The following is a 23736-nucleotide window of genomic DNA, read 5'->3' as shown; positions in this document are numbered from 1 at the left end:
TCGTTCCCTTCTCCCCCGAGTCGTGGGGGAGGGATGTCCATTTTAGTGGTTCTTCCCGTACCCGGCGATGGATTCCTCGTAGGGCGGTCGCAGGATCCCCGTCTCCGTGACGATGGCGGTGACCAGCTCCGCCGGGGTGACGTCGAAGGCGGGGTTCCACACGGGGTAGGCGTCGGGGAAGAGGCGTTCCTCCCCCATGCGACGGACCTCCGAGGCGTCCCGTTCCTCGATGGGAATCTGGTCGCCCGTGGGGGTCGCAGGATCCACCGTGGACCAGGGAGCGGCGACGTAGAAGGGGATGCGGTGGTGGCGGGCGCAGATCGCCAGGCCGTAGGTCCCGATCTTGTTGGCGCAGTCCCCGTTGCGGGCGATGCGGTCCGCTCCGGTGATCACCGCGTCCACCCCACGGGTCCGCATCAGCGCCGCGGCCATGCCGTCGCAGAGCACCTGAAACGAGAACCCCTCCTCGAACAGTTCGAAGGCCGTCAGCCTGGCCCCTTGAAGCCGGGGGCGGGTCTCGTCCGCATAGACCACCAGCTCTTTCCCCTGCTCCCGTGCCGCGCGCAGGACCCCCAGGGCGGTCCCGAATCCCCCCGTGGCCAGGGCTCCGGCGTTGCAGTGGGTGATCACCCGAGCCGTCTGGGGCAGAAGGGAGGCGCCGAAGGCGCCCATGCGGCGATTCCGTTCCCGGTCCTCCTCCAGCATGGTTTCCGCCTCCGCGAGCATTTTCTCCGCCCGTTCTTCGGGAGGCAGGGGGAAGAGGGGCCTCATCCGCTCCAGGGCCCAGAAGAGGTTCACCGCCGTGGGGCGGGAACGAGCCAGCCTCTCTGCGGCCTCGGGAAGCCCTTCCGGCGCGTGGAGGGCCTCCAGGGCCAGACCGAAGGCCGCCGCCAAGCCGATGGCGGGAGCCCCCCGCACCGCCATGGATTCGATGGCCTCCGCCACCTGCGAGGCCCTGCGGCAGCGAAGGTGGCGCACCTGGAAGGGCAGGGCCCTCTGGTCCAACACCTCCAGCGCTTCTTCTTTCCGATGGTACCGCAGCGTTTCGGGCATCATGGCCCTTCCTCCTCCCGTTCCACCTGAAGCACCCGCACACGGGCCTCCCCATCCAGCCAGCGGACTCGAAGTTCCGTCTCCCCCTCCCACGAGGCGATCCGGGAAATCCGCCGTCCCGAAGGGGACGACACCAGGGCATACCCGCGCCGCAGGGGAGCCAGGGGGGACAGGGCGTCCAGGGCTGCCATTTCCGACCGAAGCCGGTCCTGCTGGACGCGCAGACATGCCCTCGCCGCCTCGCGCAGACGGGACAGATTCCGGGAGAGATCCCCCACCCTCGGGTCCAGGAAGCGCCGTCGAAGCGGCCTTTCCAGGGCGAAGGAACAGAGGCGAAGTCGCTCCCCCAGGCTGCGGACCTTCCGAGCCACCGGTCCGCGAAGGGATTCCTGTTCCCTACGGATCCGGCGGAGGCACTCCTCCCGGTCGGGCAACACCCTCTCCGCCGCTCCGGAAGGGGTCGGTGCGGAGAGGTCCGCCGCCAGGTCCGAAAGCGTCCGGTCCACCTCGTGCCCTACCCCCACGGCCACGGGGAAAGGACACTGCCGGATTGCCCGCACCACCCCTTCGTCGTCGAAGGGGTTCAGGTCGTCCCGGGAGCCGCCCCCCCGCACCAGGAGGACGCAGTCCAGCTCTTCCTCCCCCTGGAGCCTTCGAAAGGCGCGGACCAGGCTGTCCGCCGCCTCCACGCCCTGTACCTGAGAGGGAATCCAGAGAAGCCGAGCGGGGGGAAACCGGAGGGCCGCCACGCGGCGGACGTCGTGAAACGCCGCTCCGGAACGGGAGGTGATCACGCCCACCCGGAGGGGGTACTGCGGGAAGGGGCGTTTCAGGCGAGGGTCGAAGAGGCCTTCCTGGTTCAGCTTTTCCCGAAGCAGCTCCTTGGCCCGGGCCTGTTCCCCCACCCCCAGGGGCCAGATCCGGGAAGCCAGGAGCTGGTAGGAGCCTCGGGGTGGGTACACGTCCAGACGTCCCTGCACCGCCGTCTCGTCCCCCTCCTTCGGCCAGAGAAGGACCCGCTCCGCTTGGGATCGGAAGAGGGCACAGGCAACCCGGGCGTTCTTCCCCAGGAGGGTGAAGTAGACATGGCCGCTGGGATGGTGCTTGAGCCCCTGGATCTCTCCCTTGACGAAAAGCTGACCGAACTCCGGGGTGGATAGCTGTTCCCGGATCCGTTCGGTCAGCTCGTCAACATCCAGAAGACGGGGAGTCGCCGGGGGCATCCGAGCCCGCCTTGGGCTCCAGGGAACGCACGATGCGCCCCAGAACGCCGTTCACGAAGCGCCCCGAGTCCTCCGTGCCGAAGGTTTTGGCCAGCTCCACCGCCTCGGAGATGGCCACCGCCAGGGGAACCAGTTTCTCAAAGACCCCCTCCAGGAGGGCCAGGCGGATGGCCGCCCGGTCCACCGCCACCATGCGCTCCGGGCGCCACCCCACCAGCTGCTCCCGCAGCAGCTCGTCGATGGCCCCCTTGTGGCGGTCAAGGGCGGAAACCAGGGCGCAGGCGTAGTCCCGAATCTCCGGGTCCTCTTCCTCCAAGGGGAAGGCGGCCAGAACGTCCTCCACGGAGAGGCGTTCGCGCACGTCCATTTCATAGCCCAGTTGCAGGGCGATCTCTCGGGAACGTCGCCGCTTCTGCGGCATCAGCTGTCGATTCAACGGTTACCTCCGAAATTCCTTGGTGATGGATTGGACCAGCTTTTTCCCGTCCTCGGTCAGGCAGACCCAGGCGGCTCCATAGGCGAACACCCCTGCGAGGACGGAGCGGAGGATCCCCTTGAAACCAAGCTGGCTCAGGGCCACCACCGCCGCACCTGCCGCCGCCCAGAAAAGAGGGGTCTTCCAGATCCCCTTTGCGGGGCTTGCGGGTTCTTCGGGGCGTCTTTCCGTCCAGTGGATCTGTACCTTGATCCCCGAAGGGTGGAACCAGGACTCCACCCTTTGAGAGCAGAGGAGGCGCTTTTGAGGGTCCTCCCCCTCGGGCAGGCTGACGAAGAGGTGCAGTAGCGCCTGGTCCCCCACGAAAGAGGCTTCCTGGCACACATACCCCTCGGGCAGACGCTGGGTCACCAGCCGACGCAGGGACTCCCCGTCCAGCCAGATCTTGCCCAGTCGAGTGGTCTTCCAGAGGAAGAGCATCGCACCATCCCTCCCTTGCGAACACAAAGGCCGGCCCTCCTCCGTGGGGGGGAGTAGCCGGCCCGAAACGAGACGGGGCTCTTACGCCTCGTCGCCGAAGGAGGAATCCACCGGACCGACCTCCGCGTACTCCGAGGTCTTGCGGTCCTGGAAGGTGATTCCCTGGACGAAGACGTTCACCGCCTTCACCCCGTAGCCGGTGAACCGCTCCACCTGCTCCTTGATGACCTCCTGCACGTCCCAGCACACATCGGGAATGCGAAGGCCGTACTTTACCGCAATGTAGGTATCCACCTGGATCTCCGGAGTCTCCCCGTCCCCCACGGAGATGCGCACCCCGTTGGTGGTCTTCCTGCCCAGACGCAGGTTCGCCATCAGGCCGGGGCTCGCGGGCTGCACTCCTTCGATGGTGGAAAGGGCCTTCACCGCAAGCTGGGCGATGACGTCCTCGGAGATGCGGATCTTTCCCTCCAGACCGGACTGGTCCACCATGGGGTCTCCCCCCGCCTCAGGGTCGTACTGCATGTTCGGCTCGATGTGCTCGTTCGATTCGCTCATGCTGGAATCCCCCTTCGTGATGTGTCGTCCCGTGCCCTAGATTTCGGGCTGTTTGAAAGGTTCGCCGCAGTGCGGGCAGAGGAGATCCTCGTCCTCCTCGTAGGCCGTGGGGTCGTAGAAGAAGTCCTTCCGGCAGTGGGGGCAGCAGACGGAGATGTAGTCCTCCTCTTCGTCTTCCCCCTCTTCCTCGTCCTCGCAGGACTCGATGCGGTCCTCCAAGGCACAGAGGTCTTCGTCGATCTGGTCCAGATACTCGGAAACCTCGTCCAGGATCTCTCGGTGCTCCTCCAGGCGGATCCCCTGGTTCTCCAGATCGTCCGCCAGGCCGTCCAGAGCGTCCACCACCGCCCCGAGCAGCTTCGCGGTATCCGGGTCTGCGGGCTTCTGCCCGTCGATCAATCCCTTGAGATAGGCGATCTTCTCCCTTGCGGCCATGGCACTCTCCCCTTTCGGCTCTCTCGTCCCTATTTCTTGGACCGCTCCAGGTACTCCCCGGTGCGGCTGTCCACCACGATCACCTCGCCGTTCTCGATGAAGAAGGGGACCATGACCACCAACCCCGTCTCCAGGGTGGCGGGCTTGCCGCTCCCCGAGGCGGTGTCCCCCTTGAAGCCGGGAGGGGTTTCCACGATCTTCATGGTGATGGAGTTGGGAAGCTCGACCCCCATGACCTTGCCCTCGTACATCTCGAACTGCACTTCCAGATTGTCCACCAGGTACTTCACCGCGTCCCCCAGGGACTCGGCGGAAAGGAAGACCTGATCGAAGCTCTCCATGTCCATGAAGACGTAGTGGTCCCCGTCCCGGTACTGGAACTGCGCGGGCTTCTCATCGAAGATGATGCGCTCGAACCGCTCGCCGGACTTGAAGGACTGCTCCACCCCGGACCCGGTCTCCAGGTTCCGCAGCTTTCCCCGCACGATGGCGCCGCCCCGGCCCATCTTGTGGTGGGAGCACTCCAGGATGGTCCACATGCCCCCCTCCCACTTGATCTTCATGCCCGGACGCAGGTCGCTGGTGTCCACGATTTGTGCCATACACGAACCTCCCGAATGAACTCGTATCGTTTCCGTTCCCCCGTAGCATAGCGCATCGTGCCCATCCCCGCCAGCTTAGGGCGTCAGGAGAATGCTCCGGCTGGACACCCCCGAGGCGGGAACGTCCAGGAGGTAGGGGATCACGATCATAGCCACCTCCGTGTGGATCTTCTGGGTGGTCCGGTTTCGGAAGAGTTCCCCCAGGAGAGGGATGTCCCCCAGGATGGGGATCTTGTTTTCCGAGTGGGTCTGTCCGTCCCGGAAGAGCCCCCCGACCACGAAGGGCTCCCCGTTGCGGATGCGCACGGTGGAGTTCACTTCCCGGGTGCTGGTCTGGGGCACCTGCTCCCCCATGCCGCCCCGGATGTACTTGGTGACCTCCCCCGTCTTGAGGGTCATCTCCATGGTGATTACCCGATCCCGACCCACCGTGGGGGTGAACTCGATGGTGGGGCCCACCCGCTCTTCCGAATAGGTGGGATTCCCCGCCTGATCCCGGGCGGAGATGTACTTCACGTTCTCCGTAAGGGCGATCTTGGCCTTCTTCCCGTCGTGGACCACCACGGAGGGGCTGGCCAGCATCCGCCCCTTGTTGGCCGTCTCCAGGGCGCGAAGCCCCGCGTCCAGAAAGTTCAGGTCCGGGTTCTGGGCCACCACGCTCAGGTCCAGTCCCCCGGGCTTGACGATGCGGTTGTCGTTGGCGTCGTCGTCGTAGAGGTCCGGCTTGTTGATGCGGGTGTAGCCGATCATCCCCCCGTTGTTGTCGAAGGCGAACCACCAGTTCTTGTAGACCCGGCTGATGAGGGATTCCAACTCCTCCTTGCCGTCGTCCCCGATCTCCACGATCCGGGCCTGGAGCATCACCTGCTGTCCCGGATGGTCCGCCTTGTCCAGGAACTTGCGGATCGACTCCATCTGGTCCTTCCGGGCGGACACATAGATGGTACGCAGCCGCTCGTCCACCACCACCGGCTTGGCCAGGGCGAAGAGGGTCTGGATCTGGCCGGGAATCTGCTTCAGGTCCCCGTAGGCGATCTGGAAGGCCTGGGTCTCCTCCCGACCCAGTGCCTTGGCCAGGGGGTCCGCCTTGCCCACCAGGATCGTTTTGCCCATCATCGCGTAGGTGACGTCATAGGTCCGCATGAGGTAGGCGAACACCTCCCGCAGGGGCACCGCCTTCACCGTGAGGGTGACGTTCCCCGGGGGCACGGAGGGATCGCAGAGGATGTTGTACCCCGTAAGGTCCGCCAGCATGCGGAACACGTCCCGCAGCTCCGCGTCCCGCAGGGACAGGGTAACGGGGTTGGATAAGGAAAGGGGGTCCAGCCCCGAAACGGTCTTTCGCGGCGGCGCCTCCGTGGGGGTCGGGACAGCCTCTTCCCGTCGGGCAAGCTGGAACACCAGACGGGTGGTCCCCTGGCCGGTCACGGAGGTGCAGTCTAGGGGATAGTCCCCCCGAACGGTCAGCAAGGTCCCCTGGGGCACCTTCTCCAGGGACACCCAGCGAACCAGGGGAAGGGAGAAGTCCTTCTTCATACCCTGGTCGTCCATGGGAGCCTCCAGGAGGAAGCGCAACCCCTTGTCCGAGGAAGGCTGCTTCTGAGGCTGCGGTGCGGGCAGGTCCAGCCCGTCGATCTCCAGGACGCAAAGGTTCGAACCCGCCTGATTCACGTACACGTCCCGGATGAGCGGTCCCTGGTCTCCGGAAACCGGCGCGGCCCCGGAAACCCCGGGGAAACCACCTACAAGCAAACACCCCCACAGGAAAGGGAGGAGAATGGTACGTCGCCATGTCCGCAAGGTCATCCCTCTTTTCCTCCGAAGGTGTGAGGCTAATACGGCTGCAGCCCGATGTCTTCGATGCGGCTCCGCCACTTGATGCGTACCCCCTCCGGGGTGATGCGCACCACCCGACCCTGGCCGCTTCCGAACTCCGTACCCACCCTCAGGATCCGGGCCGGGGCCTCTCCCTCGATGTCCGCCACCGCCGCCGCCTTGTTGCCCAGCACCATCACCGCCTTCAGGGTGATCATGGGGGGCAGGGGCTCCGGGGGAGGAGGCGGGGGCTGATTGGCCCAGGCGGGCTCCGGCGGGATCTCCGGCGCGGGAAGGGGCACCGTCACCCCTCCGTCAAAGGGGCGTCTCCCCACCGCCTCGGCGAGCTGGGCGGTCTGGAGGGAGCGGCCCCGGTGCTCCAGGAAGGCCCTCTGCTGAGGCAGCCGTTCCTGGAAAGCCTTCATTTCCTCCGCCGCGGGGTTCCCCCGCAGGACCCGGGGCTCCTCGGCCTTGAGCCTCCAAAGCTCCCGAAGGACCCCCGCCTCCAGTCCCACCAAGGCGAACAACAGCAGAAACAGCCCGAACCTCAGGCGCCTTCCCGCCGGGGTGGTCTGCCGAAAGCGGAAACTCAGGTCTCTCCAGTCGTTTGCCAGGGCTTCTCTGCGGCTCATGGGGCGGGAACCTCCTTCATCAGGGTCCCCAGCGTCAAGGTTCCCTTCACCCGATCCCCCGAAAGGGCGTCCACGTTCAGGGCCTCCACCCGTAGCGCCCGTTCCTCCTGTCGCAGGGCCCCCAGGGTCTTCACCAACCCATAGTAGTCCCCCGTGACCTCCACCTGCACGGAAAACCGCCCGGGAGAGGCAGGCACGGGGATCACGTTGCCCCGCTCCAGACCGTGGACCTTGATGAGTTCGTCCAGAAAGGAGTACAGCCCCACGGCGTTCTCGAAGGGACGGTAGCGCACTCCCGAAAGGACCGTCTGGGCCTCCTTCAGCCCCGCCACGCGCAGGGTCTGCTGCTCGTTGGCGTAGTTCAGGGCGGAACACTGGAGGTTCAGCTCCGCCACCTGGGTCTGGGAGGATCGGGCTTCCCGGAGGAGAAGCCCTTGGGCGCCCCCCACCAGGAGGAGCAGCAGCATCGCCAGCAGCCAGAGAGGTTGGATCTGGATTCTTCGCATCCTCAGGGCCCTCCGCTTCGCAGCTTCGTCAGGTAGGCGCTCCAGTCCTGCAGCACGCATTCCAGGGAGAAGGAAAGCCTCCCCGTCGTCTCCCCTTCCCCCGGGGGATCGGCAGTGGGCAGCAGGACCTTGGCGAAGAGGGGATGTCCCGAAAGGGCCGTGGTGAACGCCACGATCTGGTCCTGGTTCTCCGCGCTCCCTCGAAGGGTCAGGGCCTTTCCCTTAAGCTGGAGCCCCGCCAGGGACACCCCCTGGGGGGTCAGCACGTCCAGGGCGGACAGAAGCTCCAGGGAGGGCAGGTCCTCCTGCAGAAAGGCAAGCTGTCCCTCCAGGTCGGCCTGGCGTTTTTTCAATCGCTCCGCCTCCGAACCCAGCTTTCCCGCCTGGGCCTCCAACTGTTGCCGTTCCTGTTCCAGCCGGGCCGCCTCCCGGTGGAACTGGACCACCCGGAACGTCCCGTACCCAAGGTTTACCAGGGCCAGGAAAAGCACTCCTCCCCCCAGAAGCCCCAAAAGCACCCGCACCCAGGAGACCTGGGATGCGGGCCGCTTGATCAGCTTCGGGGGCCGCAGATCCAGCAGAACCCTCATGGCCGGTCCTGGCTCCGAAGCGCCAGGCCCAGGACGACTTCCCACCCGAGGGGCGGGTCCGGGCGCCGCTGGACGTTCCACAGGTCCCAGGGGTCCACCAGGGTGACGGGAATCCCCGACATGCTCTCGATCCCCTCCCTCAAGACCTCGCCGTACCGGCTGCCGTATCCTCCCAGATAGATCTTTCGGATGGGCAGGTTGCGGAACTGGCTGTTCGAGAAGTTCGCCGTGGAGTAGACCTCTCGGGCGAAGGCCTGCAGCCGCCCCTCCTCCAGCTCCTTTTCCTGAAACCCGTGGGCCACGTTGCGGAAGAGGATGCCGTGGTCCCGGTACCCCACCACCAGGAGGGACGAATGGAGCCCCGCCATGACGTAGAGGTTCCCCTCTTCAGGAGGCAGGTTCGGTCCCTGAAGGCAGCGGAAGAGGGACAACATGCTGGGCTCCACCGCCTCCACTTCCAGGCCCAGGCGGTCCGCTGCGGTCAGGAACAGCTCCATGGGGTGAAGACGGCAGGCCGCCACCACCGCATGGACCTGGTCTCCCCCTTCCCTGGCGGAAGGATGGTCGATGGGGGCGATGTCGAAACAGGCCTCCTGGGCAGGGAAGGGAAAATACTTGTCGAACTCGAACCGGAAAGCGTCCCGCAGGTCTTCCGGTTCCAGGCGGGGCATCTCCACGATGCGCACCAGCACGTCCTTGGCCTGGATGCCCACGGAGACGGGAGGCCCCCACTTCCCGCCCAGCCGTTCCTTCAGCCGGAGCAGGTTGGCCTCCAGGGTGTCGGCATCGGCGAACAGATCCCCCTGGGAAGGGGGAAGCTCCTGGGGCAGATCGACGCATTTCTCCACGGAGAAAGAGCCCTTCGTCCCCCCCAGGGATAGGTACTGCATCGTGGTGCCGAAGGCGAACAGCCCTGCTCCGGACCTGCGCCTCTTGCGGAAGAAACCCAACACGAATCCCCCCGACCTAAAAACGTTTTTTCCAGAAAAGGCGATGGTACCGACCCACGTTGGCGGACGATGGATCCTTGGGGAAACCCGGCGGGGTGTCCAGCACCAGGAGGTTCTGGTTTCCCGACCCGGGATTCCGGGTGGCACTGCCCCCGAAAGCCGCCTTGAGCTGCGCGTCCGGGTTTCCCAGCAGGGCCGTCACCCCCGCGTAGATCTTGTTTCCGTGCACCGTCAGGCCGGAGATCTTCACGTTCTCCACTTCCCGGTACTTCTGCTCCCCCTCCCAGTCCCCCCGTCCCGTCGCCAGGTTGAGGGAGTAGAGGCGGGCGCTTCCCGCCTTGCAGGGTCTCATGTCGGGCTTGAAGGTGGCGAAGACCACATGCCCGTTCTTCACCACCGGCGGGGTGGTGGGCAGCTCCTCAAAACCCGCGGCGTGCTCGAAACGAAGGAAGAACCCCTTGGGGGAATCGGAGGCCGACTGATCCCCCTGGAGAACCTCGTCCAGGTCGGTGTGAGATTTAATGTTCCCCGCTTCCGCCTCCCTCAGACGGACGCTGAAGAACACTCCCTGGGTGTTGGAGCCGGAGACCAACCCCTCCGCGTCCCCCGTCACCCCGCAGAGCCACACCCCGCCCCATTGTCCCCCCGCTGCCAGGGAATAGGCGATCCCCAGGGAACCGGGGAACACGCTGGGAGACAAAATCCTCGTAAAGGAGCGCCCTGTGGAGGTAAAGCTTGAGACTCCTCTCCAGACTCCCCCCTGGTCGTCCCCCACCAGGAACGTCCCCAGCTTGCGGGAATCCCCCTCTTTGAGAACCAGGGGGGAAGCCAGGAAGTTCCCGGGACTGACGCTGGCCCCTTTGTCCTTTCCCGCTTCTTTACCCTCATCATATCGCCCGATCACCGCCCCGGTCTGCAGATCCCCCAGGTAGACCGCCCCGTTGGCGTTCCCCGGTCCCTGCAGGTTGGTGGGGTTGGCCCCGTTGCTCAGGAGAAAGACGTATCGCCTCCCCGTGCCGTCCTCCACCCAGCCCACGGGGGGGTAGGCCACCGTCCAGAGCAGCTCTCGGTAGTTCCAGGAGAAGGGAAGACCTGCGTGGGCATAGGCCGTCCGGGTCACCCCTGTGGAACCCCGAGACCAGCGGAGCACCTGTCTTTCTTCCTTTGGTTTCAGTTTCGGTGAGCCGGAGGAGGCCTCGTACGCGAACAAGTCGTTCTCCACCGCCCAGAGGAACGTGGGGGAATCAGGATCGGAGACATCCAGGGCATAGAGCCCCGCCCCGCCACGCCCCGTGAGCCCCAGAAGCACCGTGTGGACGGTGCCGTCGGAGAAGGTTGCGTCCTCCACGGCGATGGGCCCGTCCAGCAGGTACCGGGGGAGGGATTCGGAGCGCAGCCAGGCATTGTTGTTCCGCTTGAGTCCCAACAGCCTCTTGCCCTCCATCACCTGCGGGGGGATGAAGGCCCAACGCTCCGTCCCATCGGACACCTTGAAGGCGTGAAGCATTCCCTGGTTGGTCTGGGCGTACAGAGTGGAAGGCCGGTCGGGAAAGGCCAGGGTCCCCTTCCCCACCTCCACCATGCCCCCGTGGTAGGCGTCGGTGAGCTTGTATCGTTCCCGGTCGTTCTTTCCCGGATAGTCCTCCGGGTAGTCCTCGTTCCACAGGATGCCCAGATCTCCCTGGGACACCGTCTTGTCCCCCAACAGCCACCGCAGGAAGAGGGTCGCCTGCTCCCCCACGGAGACGGTCTTCCCCCCCTGGGTCACCGGGGCAAGCCCCAGTTTCTCCCCCAGAGCCGCCCCGTGAGCCAGGACGGGGGGAGTCCCGGAGAACTGCACCGGCAACAGACCACGATTGCCCGATTGGACATAGTCGGGCACATAGGCGGTCCGGGTGGAGTAGGACCGGGCGTTGAGCTTCTGGGAGGCCCGCCACTTCTCCAGAAGGTTTCCCGTCACCCCGTGGGTGCAGCAGGTGACCTCCCCCACCCACTGGCGCCGGTCCTGGGGGAGGAAGCTGTTGAAGAACACCTCCGCCGAGCCGTCCTGCTGGGGGCTCACCAGGGGGGCTCCCCCGGTGCCGCTGGCGTTCTGGATGATCCGGAAGATGCTCTTGAAGGAATCCAACAGGGACTTCACGTCGTTGCCGTAAAAGGGCACGGCGGAGCCGTTCTCCTCCCCGTCGTCCCCCACGTCCGCCATGCGCTCCAGAGTCCGCTTCAGGGCCAGTCCCTTGGGGGAGGTGGGATCGGGATTGGCGAAGGCCACGATGAAGACCTTCACGGGCTGGGAGCGGTAGGGCTTCCCCTCCGGGTCGTTTCCCCACCCTGTGTAGGTGAGCCGGGTATCGTGAAGCGCTTTCACCGCCGCCACCGGGTCCAGGTTGTCCCGATTCTGTCCCCCCGCTGTGAGAACGATGGCGTAGTTCCCCTGACACCACTGCTGGATGTAGAGGGGCTTTCTGTCCTTCAGCTTATCCGCACGATCATAGGTACCCTTCTCCGTTGGTGTACCTTTGCGGGCAGCAAAGAGATCTGCCAATGAGCCCTCTGTTGGGTAGCAGATTTCGATATACTTCATGTTCTTTTCCCATTTACCAAGGTGTTTATTCCAAACCCATATGTGTTCGTAGTCAACATCTGAATAGGTAATAGCTTGTACAAGGGGACGTTTCCCATCGAACCGAAACTCCGGGTTGTTGTCGCTCTCCATCCCGTCAAACCAGCGAGTGACTAGGTTTCGTGCAGGCAAGGTCAAATCGTCAGAATAAAGCGGCGCTGGCTCCTGGAGGAACATGGCTCGTTTGCTTGATTCGTTCTCGCTAATATCGACACCCCTGCTAATTTGCACGCTATACGTGTAGGTATAAAAACCACTGTGCGAATTATTATCAAAAAGACCGTTGGGCCAGGATTTGTCTCGGTAAGTCAACGGAGTTCCCTTTCCACGGTACCAATCCGCTACGGGCCCCCATTTTGGGGTTTGTTTGTAGGTTGCCAATCCTACACGAGCATTTCGAATGATCTCTCGGTCACGCAGCAGACGCCACAACACCAGCTTCATTTTGAAAGCTCGGCTATCGTTGGGCACAAGGCGGGCGGTGTTGCCGCTCTGGTATCGCAAATGATCGTTGTCCTGGGCATAGCAGTTCTCATTGTTCCATATGTTATTGGACGGGTCCAGGTCCCTCCCCCAATAGGCCTGGCCAGAATAGGGTTGCGATCCGTCTCCGTAGGTACACCAGGTCTCGGAGGACTCGTAAAAATAGTATTTGTCCCCAGACACAGGGTTTTCATGTTCTACCGGATCCGGGAGTAGGTAAGGCATGGGATAACTGCCCGGAGGACCGGAATACTGACCCGTCGGTGCGGGCACGTCGTTCACGTCCCCGGAAGTGGTCCACAGCATGGACCCGCTGGTGTCCACCAGGATGAAGACGTTGGGGGGCTCGTTGTTCCCCACCCCCGGGGGGGCCTCCTTGGTGAAGGGGTGCAGCTCCAAGGGGTCGTCGCCGAAGCTGCCGGAGGCGAGGGCCCCCAGTGCGGCAAGAGCCGCCGCAAGGATACACCCTAACAGGTGGGGCTTTTTCATGGCGCCGTCCCCCTTCCTTCCAGGGCTTCCTCCAGGGTCACGGACAGATTCTCCCCGTGGAGGAAGCTCTTCCTCGTGGCGGTGCTGCGGAGGAAGTACGCAGGCAGGTCCCCCACCTGCGCCGCCGACCCCGTGCTCCCCATGCCTCCGGCGCTGGTGGGGTTGGAGGGCTGCAGGGACACGTCACCGCTTTGGGCGGAGAGGGCGGCGATGGCTCCCAGCTTCGGGGGGATGCCCGGCACGTAGTTCGGCGTCACGGGGTAGTTGGTCTGGTAGACCACGCAGAACACCTCGCATCCCTCCTGAGAGAAGGCGAAGACCCCCGGAGCCCCCGTCCCGTTGTCCCCGTGGGCCACCAGGTTGCCGAAGGGGACCGTCCGTCCCCCCAGGTCCTTGTTGGCCCCCATGCCCGCCGGGGAGAGGTCCGCGGAGGCCTGGTAACGGGGGAACTTTCCTGCGGAGGTCTGGGCCAGAATCCACGCCTCCCCCCGGGTGATCCCCGCCTGGGCGGCGTTGTAGAGCTGTTCCTGCTGGATCCCCCCCTGGGTCGTGGAGAACAGGTTCGTCCCCACGGTGAAGGCCGCCCCCACCAGGGCGATCCCCGCCAGCAGCACCAGCATGACCAGGGCCAGGGAAAATCCCGGACGCCTCAATTGCGCACCCTCCAGGCGGCCCGGACGTAGGCGTGGGGGGCCTGGGCTTTGGCCGCGGGAAGGACCGTGCCGAAGGAGGCGGGCCAGCCCGGCGGGATGCCCGGGGTCCCCTCTCCCCCCTGGCCGCATGCCAGGACGTGGACCGTACAGGTTCCCCCCTGCACCTGGAAACGCAGGTCCGAGAGACTGCCCTCCTCCAGACGGGGAGCGGGGGGCGACAGGGTCACGTCCTCCGTGTAGAGGGTGTCCCCCTGCCGGGTGGCCCGCAGGGCCCGCACCCAAAGCAGTTCGTCGTAAGGCGCCAGGGTGACGTCGGTGCTCTGGGGGTTGCGCAGGGTCAGGGTGGCCCCCGCAAGGGCCTGCACCCTCAGGGGTTTCTCCGAGGCGGCGAAGAACACCCACCCTTTGGTGCGGGTCCCGTCGACCTCCGCCATGTCCGCAGGCACGGGGGCGGAAAGGGTCAGGGCGACGGTGTCGCCGCTGGAGCCGGAAGCCTTGAGGGTCACGCTGTCCGACACCACCAGGACCAGTCCGCTGGGCACCCCGTACACCGCACGGAGCGCCGTGTCGTTGCTTGTCGCCTCCAGGGTCCGCCCCCAGGTCTGGACCTCCCCGAGGCCTGGAAAGACCTGGGAGGGCACGTCGTCGGACAGCCCCAAACCCGCGTGCTGGATCGGGTTGCGCAGGATGGCCGCCACCATCTCCCCCCGCATCTGCGCCGAGGCCAGGGCGTCCACCCGCTGGAAGTGGCGCACGTAGACCGCAAGCAAGGAGAGGGTGGCCCCCATGACCAGGGCGGCCAGCAGAAGGGTCACCAGAAGCTCCACCAGGGTGAAGGCCCTAAGGTTGGGACGGGAGGGGGTTCTAAGGGACCAGGGAGGCATTTCGGGGCACCACCCTCTGCAACGTCGTCTCCCGAGGTCCCAGGGGGGATTGCCAGGTGACCCGGGCGGTGTGGCTTCGTCCCTCCGCCAGGTCTGCGGAGGCCAACGTGACCTGGTAGGGAAGGACGCCGGAGACGGGGATCGACCCCGCCTCCAGCGTCTCCAACGCCTCCAGCCCCACCCGGTAGGCCCCCTCCTTCTGCAGCGTGTGCAGCGCCATGACATGAGAAAACAGCACCGACGCGGCCAGGGAAAAGAGGACGATCGTCAGAATCACCAGGGCGATCAGGGATTCCACCAGGGCAAAGGCATGTCTGCGCGTCAATCGATTACAGGGCCTTCAGTTCCTATTTAATCCTCATGGCAGCTGCGGTAGCATCTACGCTGATACCCGAAGCAGTTGCCATGTCATTCAGCTTAACAATAACCTTCTTGTCTATATCAGTCCTCTGTACGTAAGGGTTTCCATCTTTACTTGTAATTGTAAAATTTGCTCCAATCTCGCGATCCATATAATCCTTAATATCGTCAATCTTAGACGGCCATGAATTCTTATCAGCATAGTACATCAACGATGCACTCTTCAAAGACCTCAGGTCGCTGACGATCTTCGTGGCTTCCGCCTTATCCGTTCCCGCCCCCGCCACCAGCAACATCGCTCCTGCAAGGATCCCGATGATGATGATGACGATGAGCAGCTCCACCAGGGTGAATCCCTTGCGCTTCCGTTCCCTCAGGTTCTTCAGGGCACCATTCCGCATGATAACGACCTCCTCTATGTGTTGTGGTTCTCTTGCTCACATCATGCTTTGGATCGCCTGGGTGATGGGCAGGAAGATGGCCAGGGCCACCAGGGCCACCACGCCCCCCACGAAGAGGATGAGCACCGGCTCCAGGATGGAGGTGAGCTGCTTGACCTTCTCCTCCAGCTCCATCTCGTACCAGTCGGCGATCTTCCCCAGCATCTCCTCCAGCTTTCCCGTCTCCTCCCCGATGGCCATCATGTGGCACACCATGGGGGGAAAGAGCTTGTTCTTCTTGGCCACCGCGTGAAGGGGAACGCCCTTCTCCGCCGCGTCCCGCAGGGTCAGGTACGAGCGGGCCACGTGGTGGTTGTCCGCCACCTGGGAGGACATCTCCAGGCACTGAAGCAGCGGCACTCCCGAGGCCACCAGGGTTCCGAAGGTGCGAAAGCTGCGGGCCAGGACGCTTTTGTACAGGATGTCCCCGAAGAGGGGCATGCGGAGCTTCCATTTGTCCCAGGCGTTGCGAAAGCTCTCCAGGCGACGCAGCCCCAGGAGACCCAGGGTGGACAGGGCAAGGGCGACGCCTATATGGGGCAGGTGGTCTTTCAGCCACAGGGCGCTGCCGAACATGGCTCGCGTAACCCAGGGCAGGGGGACCCCCAGATGGCTGAAGACGGCGGAGAACTTGGGGATCACCACGAACACCAGCAGCACCATCACCAGGGCGCACACCAGAAGCACCACCAGGGGGTAGGTGACCGCGGAGAGGACTTTGCGCCGAAGGGCTTCCTGTTTTTCCAGGAAGTCCGAGAGGCGCTGGAGGCTCAGGTCCAGCACGCCCCCTTCCTCCCCCGCCTGGATCAGCGCCACCATGAGGGGAGAAAAGGCCGCTTCCCTGCGCAGGGATGTCCCCAGGGAGAATCCCGCCGCCACCCCCTTTCCCACTCGGGTGAAGGCCGCCGCCAGGGCCTTGTTCTGGATCTGGTCCTCCAGGATGTTGAGCGCCCCGGCCACGGTGATGCCTGCGGCCACCATGGTGGACATCTGCCGGAAGGCCAGGGCCTTGTCCTTGAGGCGGATCCTCGGGGCGAAGAGGGAACGTCGGGCTGTTCCCTGCCGGCTCTTGCTGCTGCCCCTCTCTCCCGCCTCGGTGACGGAGATGGGCACCCACCCCTGCTTGCGGATCCAGTCCACCGCCCCGTCCTGGTTGGCAAACTCCACCGTGCCGGTCTGCACGACGCCGCCTGCTCCTCGGGCTCGATATTGGAAGTTCACCGCACCACCTCAAACAAGATGATGGTTATTGAAATAATCATCCTCTACATAATTATAGCGTTGTCTCGGAATTGCGCAACGGGCCTCTGGACCCAGAGAACGCCCCCTCTCCCCCCGGGAGGAGGAGCCTTTCCAGTTCCTTGGGGTCGAAGGCGAACTGGGGGAGCAGGTCTCGGGGAAGGACCCCCTCCCGATACTGCCGGGCCAGGTCCTGGTCCATGGTGTGCATGCCCTGGGCGGCTCCCGTCTGGAGGAGGCTCTTGATCTGGGAGGTCTTGCCCTCCCGGATGCAGTTGCGCACCGCCGGGGTGGCCCAGAGAAGCTCCGTGGCCACGGTGCGGCCCCCTCCGGGAAGGGGGATGAGTTGCTGGGAGCAGATGCCCACCAGGATGTTGGCAAGCTGCATCCGCACCTGGGGCTGCTGGTAGGACGGGAAGACGTCCACGATCCGGTCCACCGTCTGGGGGGCGTCGGGGGTATGAAGGGTGGCCAACACCAGGTGTCCCGTCTCGGCGGCGGTGACCGCCGCGGAAACCGTCTCCAGATCCCGCATCTCCCCGATCATGATGACGTCCGGGTCCTGGCGAAGCACGCGCTTTAAGGCCTCGGCGAAGGAGTGGGTGTCCGTCCCCACCTCCCGCTGGTGGATCATGGCCCGCTCGGAGCGGAACAGATACTCCACCGGGTCCTCCACGGTCACCACGTGGCAGGGCCGGGTCATGTTCACCTGCTGCACCAGGGCCGCCAGGGTGGTGCTCTTCCCCGAACCCGTGGGGCCCGTGACGAGGAAGAGTCCCCGCAGCCGCTCTGCCACCTGGTCCACCGAGGGGGGGAGGCACAGCTGACGGGTGGTGCGCACGTTGGTGGGGATCATGCGCAGCGCCACGGCCGGGTTGCCCCGCTCGAAGGAGCAGTTTACCCGAAACCGGGCGGACTCGCTCCCCTCCAGGTAGGAGAAGCTGAAGTCCAACTCCTTTTCTCGTTCCAACACTTCCCCCTTCCCTGGAGGAAGCAGTTCCCCCAGGTGCTCCAGGAGGTCCGCATGGGTCAGGGCGGGGGTGTTGAGGTAGACCAGCGTGCCGTCCACGCGGACGGCGGGGCTGGTGCCCACTCCCAGGTGCAGGTCGCTGCCGCTGCGCCGGATGAGTTCGTAGAGCAGAGAACGGAAACCCGGGGTCGCCATGTCCACGCCTCCTATTGCATGGTCTCGCTCATCATTTCCTCCACGCTGGTGATCCCCGCCAGGATCTTGCGGATCCCCGCCTGACGGAGGGTGGTCATGCCCTTGCTCACCGCCAGCTGCCGGAGGGCGTGGGAGGGAAGCTCCTCCACGATGGCCCGGCGGACGTCCTCGTCCACCAGGAGGATTTCAAAAATGGCCGTCCGGCCCTTGTACCCCGTGCCTCGGCACTCTTCGCACCCCACGGGAAGGTAGGTCACCGCGTCCTCCGGCAGTCCGAAGCCCTTGAGCACCTGCGGGGGGAGGACCTGTTCCTTCTTGCAGGCCGGGCAGAGGCGGCGGACCAGTCGCTGGGCCACCACCGCCACCAGGGAGGAGGCCACCATGAAGGGCTGGATGCCCATGTCCACCAGCCGGGCCACGGCGCTGGGGGCATCGTTGGTGTGCAGGGTGGAGAGCACCAGGTGTCCCGTGAGGGCCGCCCGGATGGCGAGCTGGGCGGTCTCCTGGTCCCGGATCTCCCCCACCATGATCTTGTCCGGGTCCTGGCGCAGGATGGAACGGAGGGTCTCGCTGAAGGTCAGCCCCGCCTTTTCGTTCACCTGCACCTGGTTGACCCCCTGGATGGTGTACTCCACCGGGTCCTCCACGGTGATGATGTTCACCTGGGGGGTGTTGAGCATCTCCAGGAGGGAGTAGAGGCTGGTGGATTTTCCGCTTCCCGTGGGCCCCGTGACCAGAACGATGCCGTAGGGGTAGGCGATCATGTCCTCCACCAGCCCCCGCTCTTGGGGTTCCAGGCCCAGCTTTTCCAAACCCACCATGGCGTTCTCCTGATCCAGGAGACGCATGACGATCTTCTCGCCGTAGAGGGCGGGAAGGGACGAAACGCGCAGGTCCACCTTACGGGAGAGGATCTTCACCAGCAGGCGGCCGTCCTGGGGACGACGACGCTCGGAAATGTCCATGCCGCTCATGATCTTGATGCGGGAGCACACCGCGGGGTGCAGGTTCTTGGGGTACTCCAGGGCGTCGAAGAGGGTCCCGTCGATGCGGAAACGCACCCGGGAGTTCCGCTCGAACCCCTCGATGTGGATGTCCGAGGCCCCCTCCCGCACCGCCTGCTCCAGGATGTTGTTCACCAGCTTCACCACCGGCGCGTCGTCCACGCTGATGTCCAGGAGGTTCAGCCCGCCGTCCGTCCCGATCCCGGAGGATTTACGGTCCTCCATCACCTCCACCATGGCCTCCTCCAGGCTGGCCTGGACGCGGTAGAACTGGTCGAAGGCCCGACGGATGTCCGAGGCGGTGGCGACGCTGAGTTCGATGTTCCGGCCCGTCACCATGCGCAACTCGTCCAGAGCCAGAACGTTCAGGGGGTCCGACATGGCCACGGACACGGCTTCGGTCTCCAGAATGCTCAGAGGAACCACTTCCAGCCTTCGGGCCAGGGATTCGGGGATGATCTTGAGGGCCTCCGGACTGGGGCGGTACCGGGCCAGCGAGACCAGGGGAATTTTCATCTGGCGGCTCAGGGCCTCCGCAAGCTGCTTTTCCGTGAGCCAGCCGTTCTTGAGGAGGATCTCCCCCAGGCGCAGAAAGGAGCCCTTCTGCTCCTGCAGGGCCGACTCCAGGTTGACCTCGGAGATGGCCCCCGCCTGAACCAACAGGTCTCCCAGCCGAAGGTGGCGCTGGACTTCCGCCATGGGGCCCGCCTCTACCTGCGGCGCCGGGACGCCAGGAGAACCCCCGTTGCGGCCAGGAAGACCCCCACGCCGGAGAGGCCGGAACCCCAGACGGAGCAGCCGCCGCCGCTGTCCCAGGTGAGATCTCCCGGAGACGGGGGGACCGTCCGGGTGGCGGTGAAGGTCCAGACGGGGCCGTCCCGGAGGATGCCCCCCGGGTAGATCGCCGTCACCTGCCAGAAGTACTGGACGCCGGGTTTCAGGTCTTCGCTGAGAGAATAGGATCGCACTGCGGTGGTCAGGGTCTGGCTTAGCCCCGTCTCGGAGGTGCCGAAACGGACGACCCATTGGGCGGCATCGCTGTCCCAGGTCATGGTGGGGTGAAGGCGGACCTCCGTGGCCCCGTCCTGAGGGTTGGGGTTGGAGGGCAGGTTCGTGGCGGTTCCCGTGGTGAAGGACCAGACGGGGCCCGGAGCACTTTTCCCCGTTCCGGTCTCCAGCGCCACGATCCTCCAGTAGTAGGTGTGTCCCGGGGCAAAGATGGGTACGGGCTTGAAGGCCTTGGTGGCTACGGTGCCCACGGGGTCGAGGAAGTCCGGGGTCGTCCCAAGGTAGACCTCGTACTGGTCGGCGCTCTCGCAGGCCCAGCGAAGCTGGGAATAAGGGCTCACGGAGGAAGCTCCATCCGCCGGGTAGGGCTCGTCCGGGGCGGCGGGAGTCCCAAGGGCGGGGGCGCAACAAAGAGCCGCCCCCAGAAGGGCGAACATCAGGGTGCGAACAAGACGGTTCCAGGACAAGGGCGTCTCCTCCTTCGGCCCACTCGGCCGGACGTGAGATTGCAGCTGGATTGAGTATAGGGGAAACCGAGCCTCTCGTCACAGGACCGAAGCACCAGAACAAACAATTTCGGAATCGTGCACCAGAAAAAGCCCCTGCCCCCTTGGGCACAGGGAAGGGGCTCAAAGGGAAAAGACAGGGGCTTGGCGACGGAGCCTGGGGTGGGATTCGGGGGGCAGGAAGAACCTCCGCTCCGGGGAAACCTGGGCAGAACGCTGCCAAGGCCTCTTCCTGAGAGCGATTCCCCAGGAGGTCCCATGAAGAGGTCACCGGGACATCCGCAGGCTTTGGAGGGCTTTCCTGCCTCCGGCAGACAGGAGCAGACAGGAAAAGAGAAGCCCCCCTTCCCCGTGTCAGTACGAGACTAATTTCTTGGGCAAGGTCAGGACCCAGAACACCGAGGATTCTCCATTGGGCGCCAGGGCGAGCTTCGTGTCCACGGGCTTGCCGCGGAGACGCCACTGTCCCGACCCGTCCACGGTGTAGCTGGGGGCCTTCCTGACTTCCTTTCCCTTCTCGTCCTGCGCGGGATCCAGAAGGACCTGCTTGAGGCCGAAGTCGTTGTCCGAACAGACCGCCAGGGAGCGCCCGTCCGGAAGGACCGTCAGTCCTTCCGCCTTCTCCACATTCCAGCCCAGGGCGCGCAGGTCCGCCACCAGGACTTTGCGGGCCATCTTCAACCCCGCCGTCTCCCGTTCTCCGTCTGTGGCCGCCTCCAGGTCCTTTCCCGGGACGACGAGAGCGCCGAGATCGGAGGCCTTCGAGGTATCCACCAGGTAGATCCGGTTCCGCATGTTTCCGTCCTTGCCCTCTCCCTGCTCCACCAGGAGAAAGCGGTTTTCCCCCACCGAGACGATGTCCCCCACCTTCGCGTCGGCGCACTTGGCGTAAGCCTCTCGGTCCAGGGGGTAAGCGAACTGGCGCACCCCCTTCGTGTCCGGATCCAGCTCCACGATGCGCGTGAAGGGAGCGGTGCTCTTCTTGACGTTTCCGTCCACGTCGAGGATGCTCTGCACCGCCGCCAGGATGCGCCCCTGGGGGGTGAGGGCGACGCCCTCAAAACCCCGGTTGGGCTGGCGCTTCGCCAGAATCTCCGGCAGGCCGTTGCCCGGGGCGAAGCGACGCAGCTCCCGCCCCTTCCGGTCCATCTCCAGGAGGAAGGGACCGTATTCATCGCATATCCAGAGGGTGTTGCGCTTCGGGTCCAGGACAACCCCTTCCGGGTCGAGTCCCGCCGGGTCAGAGGGCAGGGGACGAAGAGCGTCGTCCAGACCCAATTCCCCGGTGCTTCCCACCGCTCCCTGGGGCAGGGGCAGACCCGAAATCTCCTTGCCCTTTTGGTCCCGAAGTCCCGACACGCCCTGGAGAGTAAGAGAGTTGCCCGACAGGCGCACCGTGGCAAGGGAAGGGACAAACCGAGGGGCGGGGAAGAGCTTCGTGGGCTGTACCGACGTGTCTTTCTCCTGTTTCCAGGAAGGGGCATCCGCGTTGGGTCCCCGATCAGTCAACATGACAAAGAGGGAGGATCCGTCGGCTTCGGAACCGACATAACAGAGCCCTGACCCGATCCCCATGGGAAAGCCCTTGGGGAATTCCCCAGCGAAGATTCCCTTGTACGGGACGTACCGCTCCCGCATTTCCAGTTCGATCTTCTTCACCTGGATGTCCGGATCCGCCCACGCTGGGGCCACGATATGGTGGACCCCAATGTCAAGACCACGGGAGCGGCAAGGTTTGTTAAGGTCAGACCGCCATGGAACCCGGGGTGGTGAAGTGCACTTCCTGTGGAGTCCGGTAGCGCAGCGATGAATGAAGCCGTTGCTCGTTGTAGAACTTCATATACTCTCTAAGTCCCAACTTGAGCTCTCGAACCTCCTGGTAGTCGTTCAGGTAGAGCCATTCGTACTTCAAGGTCCTCCAGAAACGTTCCACGAAGATGTTGTCCAACGCTCGCCCTCGGCCATCCATGCTGATGCGGATCTCCCGGTCCTTCAGTGGCCCCAGGAAGGCCTTGCTGGTGAACTGGCTGCCCTGGTCGGTATTGAATATCTCCGGGGAACCTCTACAAAACCCGTTTTTCGAACCGCTTTTGCGTGCAACAGACGGGGTGCACCCCCATGTAGGCTCTGCTGGGGCTCGGCTCTCCCCCTGGAGGGCTTTTCCCAGGGATCAGGGGCCACTCTTGCCCCTCAGGCCCATACGTAGACCTGCGTCACCAAGTAGGTGAAGCGCTGGAGGTTGTAGATCAGGTTGCGAAGGCCGATGCGGGCCTTTGCTCGGGCCAGGCCGATGCTGCGCAGCAGAAGGGTCCCCGCCTGCTGTTTCTGGGCCGCAAAGATGTGTTCCACCCGGCTGCGGGTTCGAGATCGGGTGCGGTTGCCCTGTTTCTCCCATCCGGTCAGGGGGTGCCCCGAGGTCCCCTTCCTCTGGATGTGCTCCCGGTACCCCTCCTGGCGCAGGTACTCCAGGTGGGAAGCGGAACGGTAGGCCGCATCTGCCCAGACGTCTTTGCTGGTGTTCCCGGGATCCAGCAATTCCTTGAAAACCTGGCTGTCGTGCACCGAGGCGGGGGTGACGGCATAACGCCGAATGAGTTTGCAGGAGACGTCCGCCTCGATGTGGTTCTTGTACCCGAAGGTGCTCTTGCCGTTCTTCACAGTCCATCTCGCTTCGGTGTCCTTCTGGCGAGACTTGGCTTCGCTCCATTCCTGGGGTGGGTTGCCTTCCCGAATCTGTCGGTTCTCCTCCCGGCTGTTTCTCTGGATGGGGACGCTGACCAGGGAGGCATCCACGATCTGTCCCTTCCGGGCCTCCAACCCCATCTGGCGAAGGGCTTCATCGAACCGGGCGAAGAGGAGTTCCACCAGACCCGCTTGGGGTCAACTGTTCCCGAAACAGCCACAGCGTCTTGGCGTCGGGGACCCGGTCCTCCAGGGAAAGATCGCAGAAGCGCTGGAAGGAGAGGCGGTCTCGAATCTGGTATTCCATGGCGTCGTCCGACAGGTTGTACAAGGACTGGAGCACCAGGATCTTGAACATCAACAGGGGGTCGAAGGGTTTGCGACCCGCAGGGGAGTCGGTGGTCCGCAGGCTCTCCCGGAAGGCCCGAAGGGGTTCTTCGAAAATACGCCAGTCCACCGTCTCCGCAAGGGTCACCAAGGGATCCTTACCCTTGTCCAGTCGCTGATAGGCCATCTCTTCGAAGAACAGTTTCCCCTGGCGCATCTTCTCAGGACCACCTCTCCTGGTGGGCTTCGGTGTTTCTTCTCCCGGGAGACTCCCGATTGGTTCAGTGTACTACCCTTGATGGGGCTCCTTCAGTCGCAGATGGTCGGATTTCTAGAGGCGCCCTCCGGTGTCCCCTGGGACAGGGCCTCTTCCAGAGCTTCGATGCAGAAGGTCGCGTCCAGGGTGTTGGACAGTCCCCAGGACAGGACGTACCGGCTGTGCCAGTCGATCACCGCCACAAGGTACAGGAAGCCGCTGTTCATGGGAAGGTAGGTGATGTCCGTGCTCCATACCTGGTTCGGCCTGTCAATGGAGACACTGCGAAGCAGGTAGGGGTAGATCTCGTGCTCCGGGTGAGACTTGCACTTGCCCGGCT

General features: G+C 64.5%; 22 protein-coding genes and 3 pseudogenes. All 25 read right to left on the bottom strand.

The features are described 5' to 3' along the window. Window positions 1-42 precede the first annotated feature (42 nt). Window positions 43-1056, bottom strand: a complete 1014-nt coding sequence (mtnA, locus tag APAU_RS06640; RefSeq protein WP_006300950.1) for an S-methyl-5-thioribose-1-phosphate isomerase — start codon at window positions 1054-1056, stop codon at window positions 43-45. Continuing rightward, window positions 1053-2276 (bottom strand): exodeoxyribonuclease VII large subunit, encoded by a 1224-nt coding sequence (xseA, locus tag APAU_RS06635; RefSeq protein ID WP_006300949.1) that lies wholly within the window; start codon window positions 2274-2276, stop codon window positions 1053-1055. Before xseA ends, mtnA begins: the two co-directional genes overlap by 4 nt. After that, window positions 2242-2697, bottom strand: a complete 456-nt coding sequence (gene nusB, locus APAU_RS06630) for a transcription antitermination factor NusB (protein ID WP_040344959.1) — start codon at window positions 2695-2697, stop codon at window positions 2242-2244. Before nusB ends, xseA begins: the two co-directional genes overlap by 35 nt. Window positions 2698-2715: 18 nt before the next feature. After that, window positions 2716-3192 (bottom strand): hypothetical protein, encoded by a 477-nt coding sequence (locus tag APAU_RS06625; RefSeq protein WP_006300947.1) that lies wholly within the window; start codon window positions 3190-3192, stop codon window positions 2716-2718. Between the two features lie 81 nt (window positions 3193-3273). After that, on the bottom strand, window positions 3274-3750 hold the full coding sequence (locus APAU_RS06620) for an Asp23/Gls24 family envelope stress response protein (protein ID WP_006300946.1): 477 nt from the start codon (window positions 3748-3750) through the stop codon (window positions 3274-3276). Between the two features lie 36 nt (window positions 3751-3786). Next, complete coding sequence (locus tag APAU_RS06615; protein ID WP_006300945.1) at window positions 3787-4185, bottom strand: CD1247 N-terminal domain-containing protein; 399 nt, start codon at window positions 4183-4185, stop codon at window positions 3787-3789. 29 nt (window positions 4186-4214) lie between these two features. Continuing rightward, window positions 4215-4787: an elongation factor P gene (gene efp, locus APAU_RS06610; protein WP_006300944.1), complete on the bottom strand. Its 573-nt coding sequence runs from the start codon at window positions 4785-4787 to the stop codon at window positions 4215-4217. Window positions 4788-4862: 75 nt separating this feature from the next. Next, window positions 4863-6464 (bottom strand): type II secretion system protein GspD, encoded by a 1602-nt coding sequence (locus APAU_RS06605; RefSeq protein ID WP_232207699.1) that lies wholly within the window; start codon window positions 6462-6464, stop codon window positions 4863-4865. Window positions 6465-6619: 155 nt separating this feature from the next. Further along, window positions 6620-7234 (bottom strand): hypothetical protein, encoded by a 615-nt coding sequence (locus tag APAU_RS12570; protein ID WP_006300942.1) that lies wholly within the window; start codon window positions 7232-7234, stop codon window positions 6620-6622. Further along, the gene (locus APAU_RS06595) at window positions 7231-7740 is read right to left on the bottom strand and encodes a hypothetical protein (RefSeq protein ID WP_006300940.1); all 510 of its coding nucleotides are present in this window, start codon (window positions 7738-7740) and stop codon (window positions 7231-7233) included. The genes APAU_RS12570 and APAU_RS06595 overlap by 4 nt, the downstream gene beginning before the upstream one ends. A gap of 2 nt (window positions 7741-7742) precedes the next feature. Then, window positions 7743-8330, bottom strand: coding sequence for a PilN domain-containing protein (locus APAU_RS06590; protein WP_006300939.1), 588 nt, complete (start codon window positions 8328-8330; stop codon window positions 7743-7745). After that, window positions 8327-9283, bottom strand: coding sequence for a type IV pilus biogenesis protein PilM (gene pilM, locus APAU_RS06585; protein ID WP_006300938.1), 957 nt, complete (start codon window positions 9281-9283; stop codon window positions 8327-8329). The genes APAU_RS06590 and pilM overlap by 4 nt, the downstream gene beginning before the upstream one ends. 13 nt (window positions 9284-9296) lie before the next feature. Further along, complete coding sequence (locus APAU_RS06580) at window positions 9297-11822, bottom strand: PilC/PilY family type IV pilus protein (RefSeq protein WP_050792486.1); 2526 nt, start codon at window positions 11820-11822, stop codon at window positions 9297-9299. Window positions 11823-12868: 1046 nt separating this feature from the next. After that, entirely contained in the window at window positions 12869-13525 is a 657-nt protein-coding gene (locus tag APAU_RS06575) for a hypothetical protein (protein ID WP_006300936.1), read from the bottom strand. After that, window positions 13522-14409: a prepilin-type N-terminal cleavage/methylation domain-containing protein gene (locus APAU_RS06570; protein WP_006300935.1), complete on the bottom strand. Its 888-nt coding sequence runs from the start codon at window positions 14407-14409 to the stop codon at window positions 13522-13524. Before APAU_RS06570 ends, APAU_RS06575 begins: the two co-directional genes overlap by 4 nt. Beyond that, window positions 14390-14734, bottom strand: a complete 345-nt coding sequence (locus APAU_RS13540; RefSeq protein WP_006300934.1) for a type IV pilus modification PilV family protein — start codon at window positions 14732-14734, stop codon at window positions 14390-14392. The genes APAU_RS06570 and APAU_RS13540 overlap by 20 nt, the downstream gene beginning before the upstream one ends. A 22-nt stretch (window positions 14735-14756) precedes the next feature. After that, window positions 14757-15170: a prepilin-type N-terminal cleavage/methylation domain-containing protein gene (locus APAU_RS12565; protein ID WP_006300933.1), complete on the bottom strand. Its 414-nt coding sequence runs from the start codon at window positions 15168-15170 to the stop codon at window positions 14757-14759. Between the two features lie 36 nt (window positions 15171-15206). After that, window positions 15207-16391 carry a type II secretion system F family protein gene (locus APAU_RS06555; RefSeq protein WP_232207698.1) on the bottom strand — a complete coding sequence of 395 codons (1185 nt, stop codon included), beginning with the start codon at window positions 16389-16391 and terminating at the stop codon, window positions 15207-15209. 91 nt (window positions 16392-16482) lie between these two features. Further along, complete coding sequence (locus tag APAU_RS06550) at window positions 16483-17613, bottom strand: type IV pilus twitching motility protein PilT (RefSeq protein WP_006300931.1); 1131 nt, start codon at window positions 17611-17613, stop codon at window positions 16483-16485. An 11-nt stretch (window positions 17614-17624) separates the two neighbouring features. Next, on the bottom strand, window positions 17625-19316 hold the full coding sequence (locus tag APAU_RS06545; protein WP_006300930.1) for a GspE/PulE family protein: 1692 nt from the start codon (window positions 19314-19316) through the stop codon (window positions 17625-17627). A gap of 11 nt (window positions 19317-19327) precedes the next feature. Then, window positions 19328-19966: a fibronectin type III domain-containing protein gene (locus APAU_RS06540; RefSeq protein WP_156789450.1), complete on the bottom strand. Its 639-nt coding sequence runs from the start codon at window positions 19964-19966 to the stop codon at window positions 19328-19330. A 519-nt stretch (window positions 19967-20485) separates the two neighbouring features. Continuing rightward, entirely contained in the window at window positions 20486-21643 is a 1158-nt protein-coding gene (locus APAU_RS06535) for an esterase-like activity of phytase family protein (RefSeq protein ID WP_232207697.1), read from the bottom strand. Between the two features lie 232 nt (window positions 21644-21875). Next, a pseudogene (locus APAU_RS13535) lies at window positions 21876-22196 on the bottom strand (transposase); the annotation flags it as partial. Window positions 22197-22321: 125 nt separating this feature from the next. Next, window positions 22322-23357 (bottom strand): annotated as a pseudogene (locus APAU_RS06525) (IS5 family transposase). Window positions 23358-23482: 125 nt separating this feature from the next. After that, a pseudogene (locus APAU_RS06520) lies at window positions 23483-23736 on the bottom strand (transposase); the annotation flags it as partial.

Origin of the sequence: Aminomonas paucivorans DSM 12260 (genome assembly GCF_000165795.1) — a bacterium.
Taxonomy (GTDB): Bacteria; Synergistota; Synergistia; order Synergistales; family Synergistaceae; genus Aminomonas; species Aminomonas paucivorans.
Note: the sequence above shows the minus strand (reverse complement) of the source record. Positions and strands in the feature narration are given on the sequence as shown.

Coding starts and splice junctions, on each gene's coding strand:
- APAU_RS06590 (WP_006300939.1), bottom strand. CDS start 8,330: ATGAGGGTTCTGCTGGATCTGCGGCCCCCGAAGCTGATCAAGCGGCCC.
- APAU_RS06535 (WP_232207697.1), bottom strand. CDS start 21,643: ATGTTGACTGATCGGGGACCCAACGCGGATGCCCCTTCCTGGAAACAG.
- nusB (WP_040344959.1), bottom strand. CDS start 2,697: ATGCCGCAGAAGCGGCGACGTTCCCGAGAGATCGCCCTGCAACTGGGC.
- xseA (WP_006300949.1), bottom strand. CDS start 2,276: ATGCCCCCGGCGACTCCCCGTCTTCTGGATGTTGACGAGCTGACCGAA.
- APAU_RS06620 (WP_006300946.1), bottom strand. CDS start 3,750: ATGAGCGAATCGAACGAGCACATCGAGCCGAACATGCAGTACGACCCT.
- APAU_RS06595 (WP_006300940.1), bottom strand. CDS start 7,740: ATGCGAAGAATCCAGATCCAACCTCTCTGGCTGCTGGCGATGCTGCTG.
- APAU_RS06625 (WP_006300947.1), bottom strand. CDS start 3,192: ATGCTCTTCCTCTGGAAGACCACTCGACTGGGCAAGATCTGGCTGGAC.
- APAU_RS12570 (WP_006300942.1), bottom strand. CDS start 7,234: ATGAGCCGCAGAGAAGCCCTGGCAAACGACTGGAGAGACCTGAGTTTC.
- efp (WP_006300944.1), bottom strand. CDS start 4,787: ATGGCACAAATCGTGGACACCAGCGACCTGCGTCCGGGCATGAAGATC.
- APAU_RS06550 (WP_006300931.1), bottom strand. CDS start 17,613: ATGGCGACCCCGGGTTTCCGTTCTCTGCTCTACGAACTCATCCGGCGC.
- APAU_RS12565 (WP_006300933.1), bottom strand. CDS start 15,170: ATGCGGAATGGTGCCCTGAAGAACCTGAGGGAACGGAAGCGCAAGGGA.
- mtnA (WP_006300950.1), bottom strand. CDS start 1,056: ATGATGCCCGAAACGCTGCGGTACCATCGGAAAGAAGAAGCGCTGGAG.
- APAU_RS06545 (WP_006300930.1), bottom strand. CDS start 19,316: ATGGCGGAAGTCCAGCGCCACCTTCGGCTGGGAGACCTGTTGGTTCAG.
- APAU_RS06615 (WP_006300945.1), bottom strand. CDS start 4,185: ATGGCCGCAAGGGAGAAGATCGCCTATCTCAAGGGATTGATCGACGGG.
- APAU_RS06570 (WP_006300935.1), bottom strand. CDS start 14,409: ATGCCTCCCTGGTCCCTTAGAACCCCCTCCCGTCCCAACCTTAGGGCC.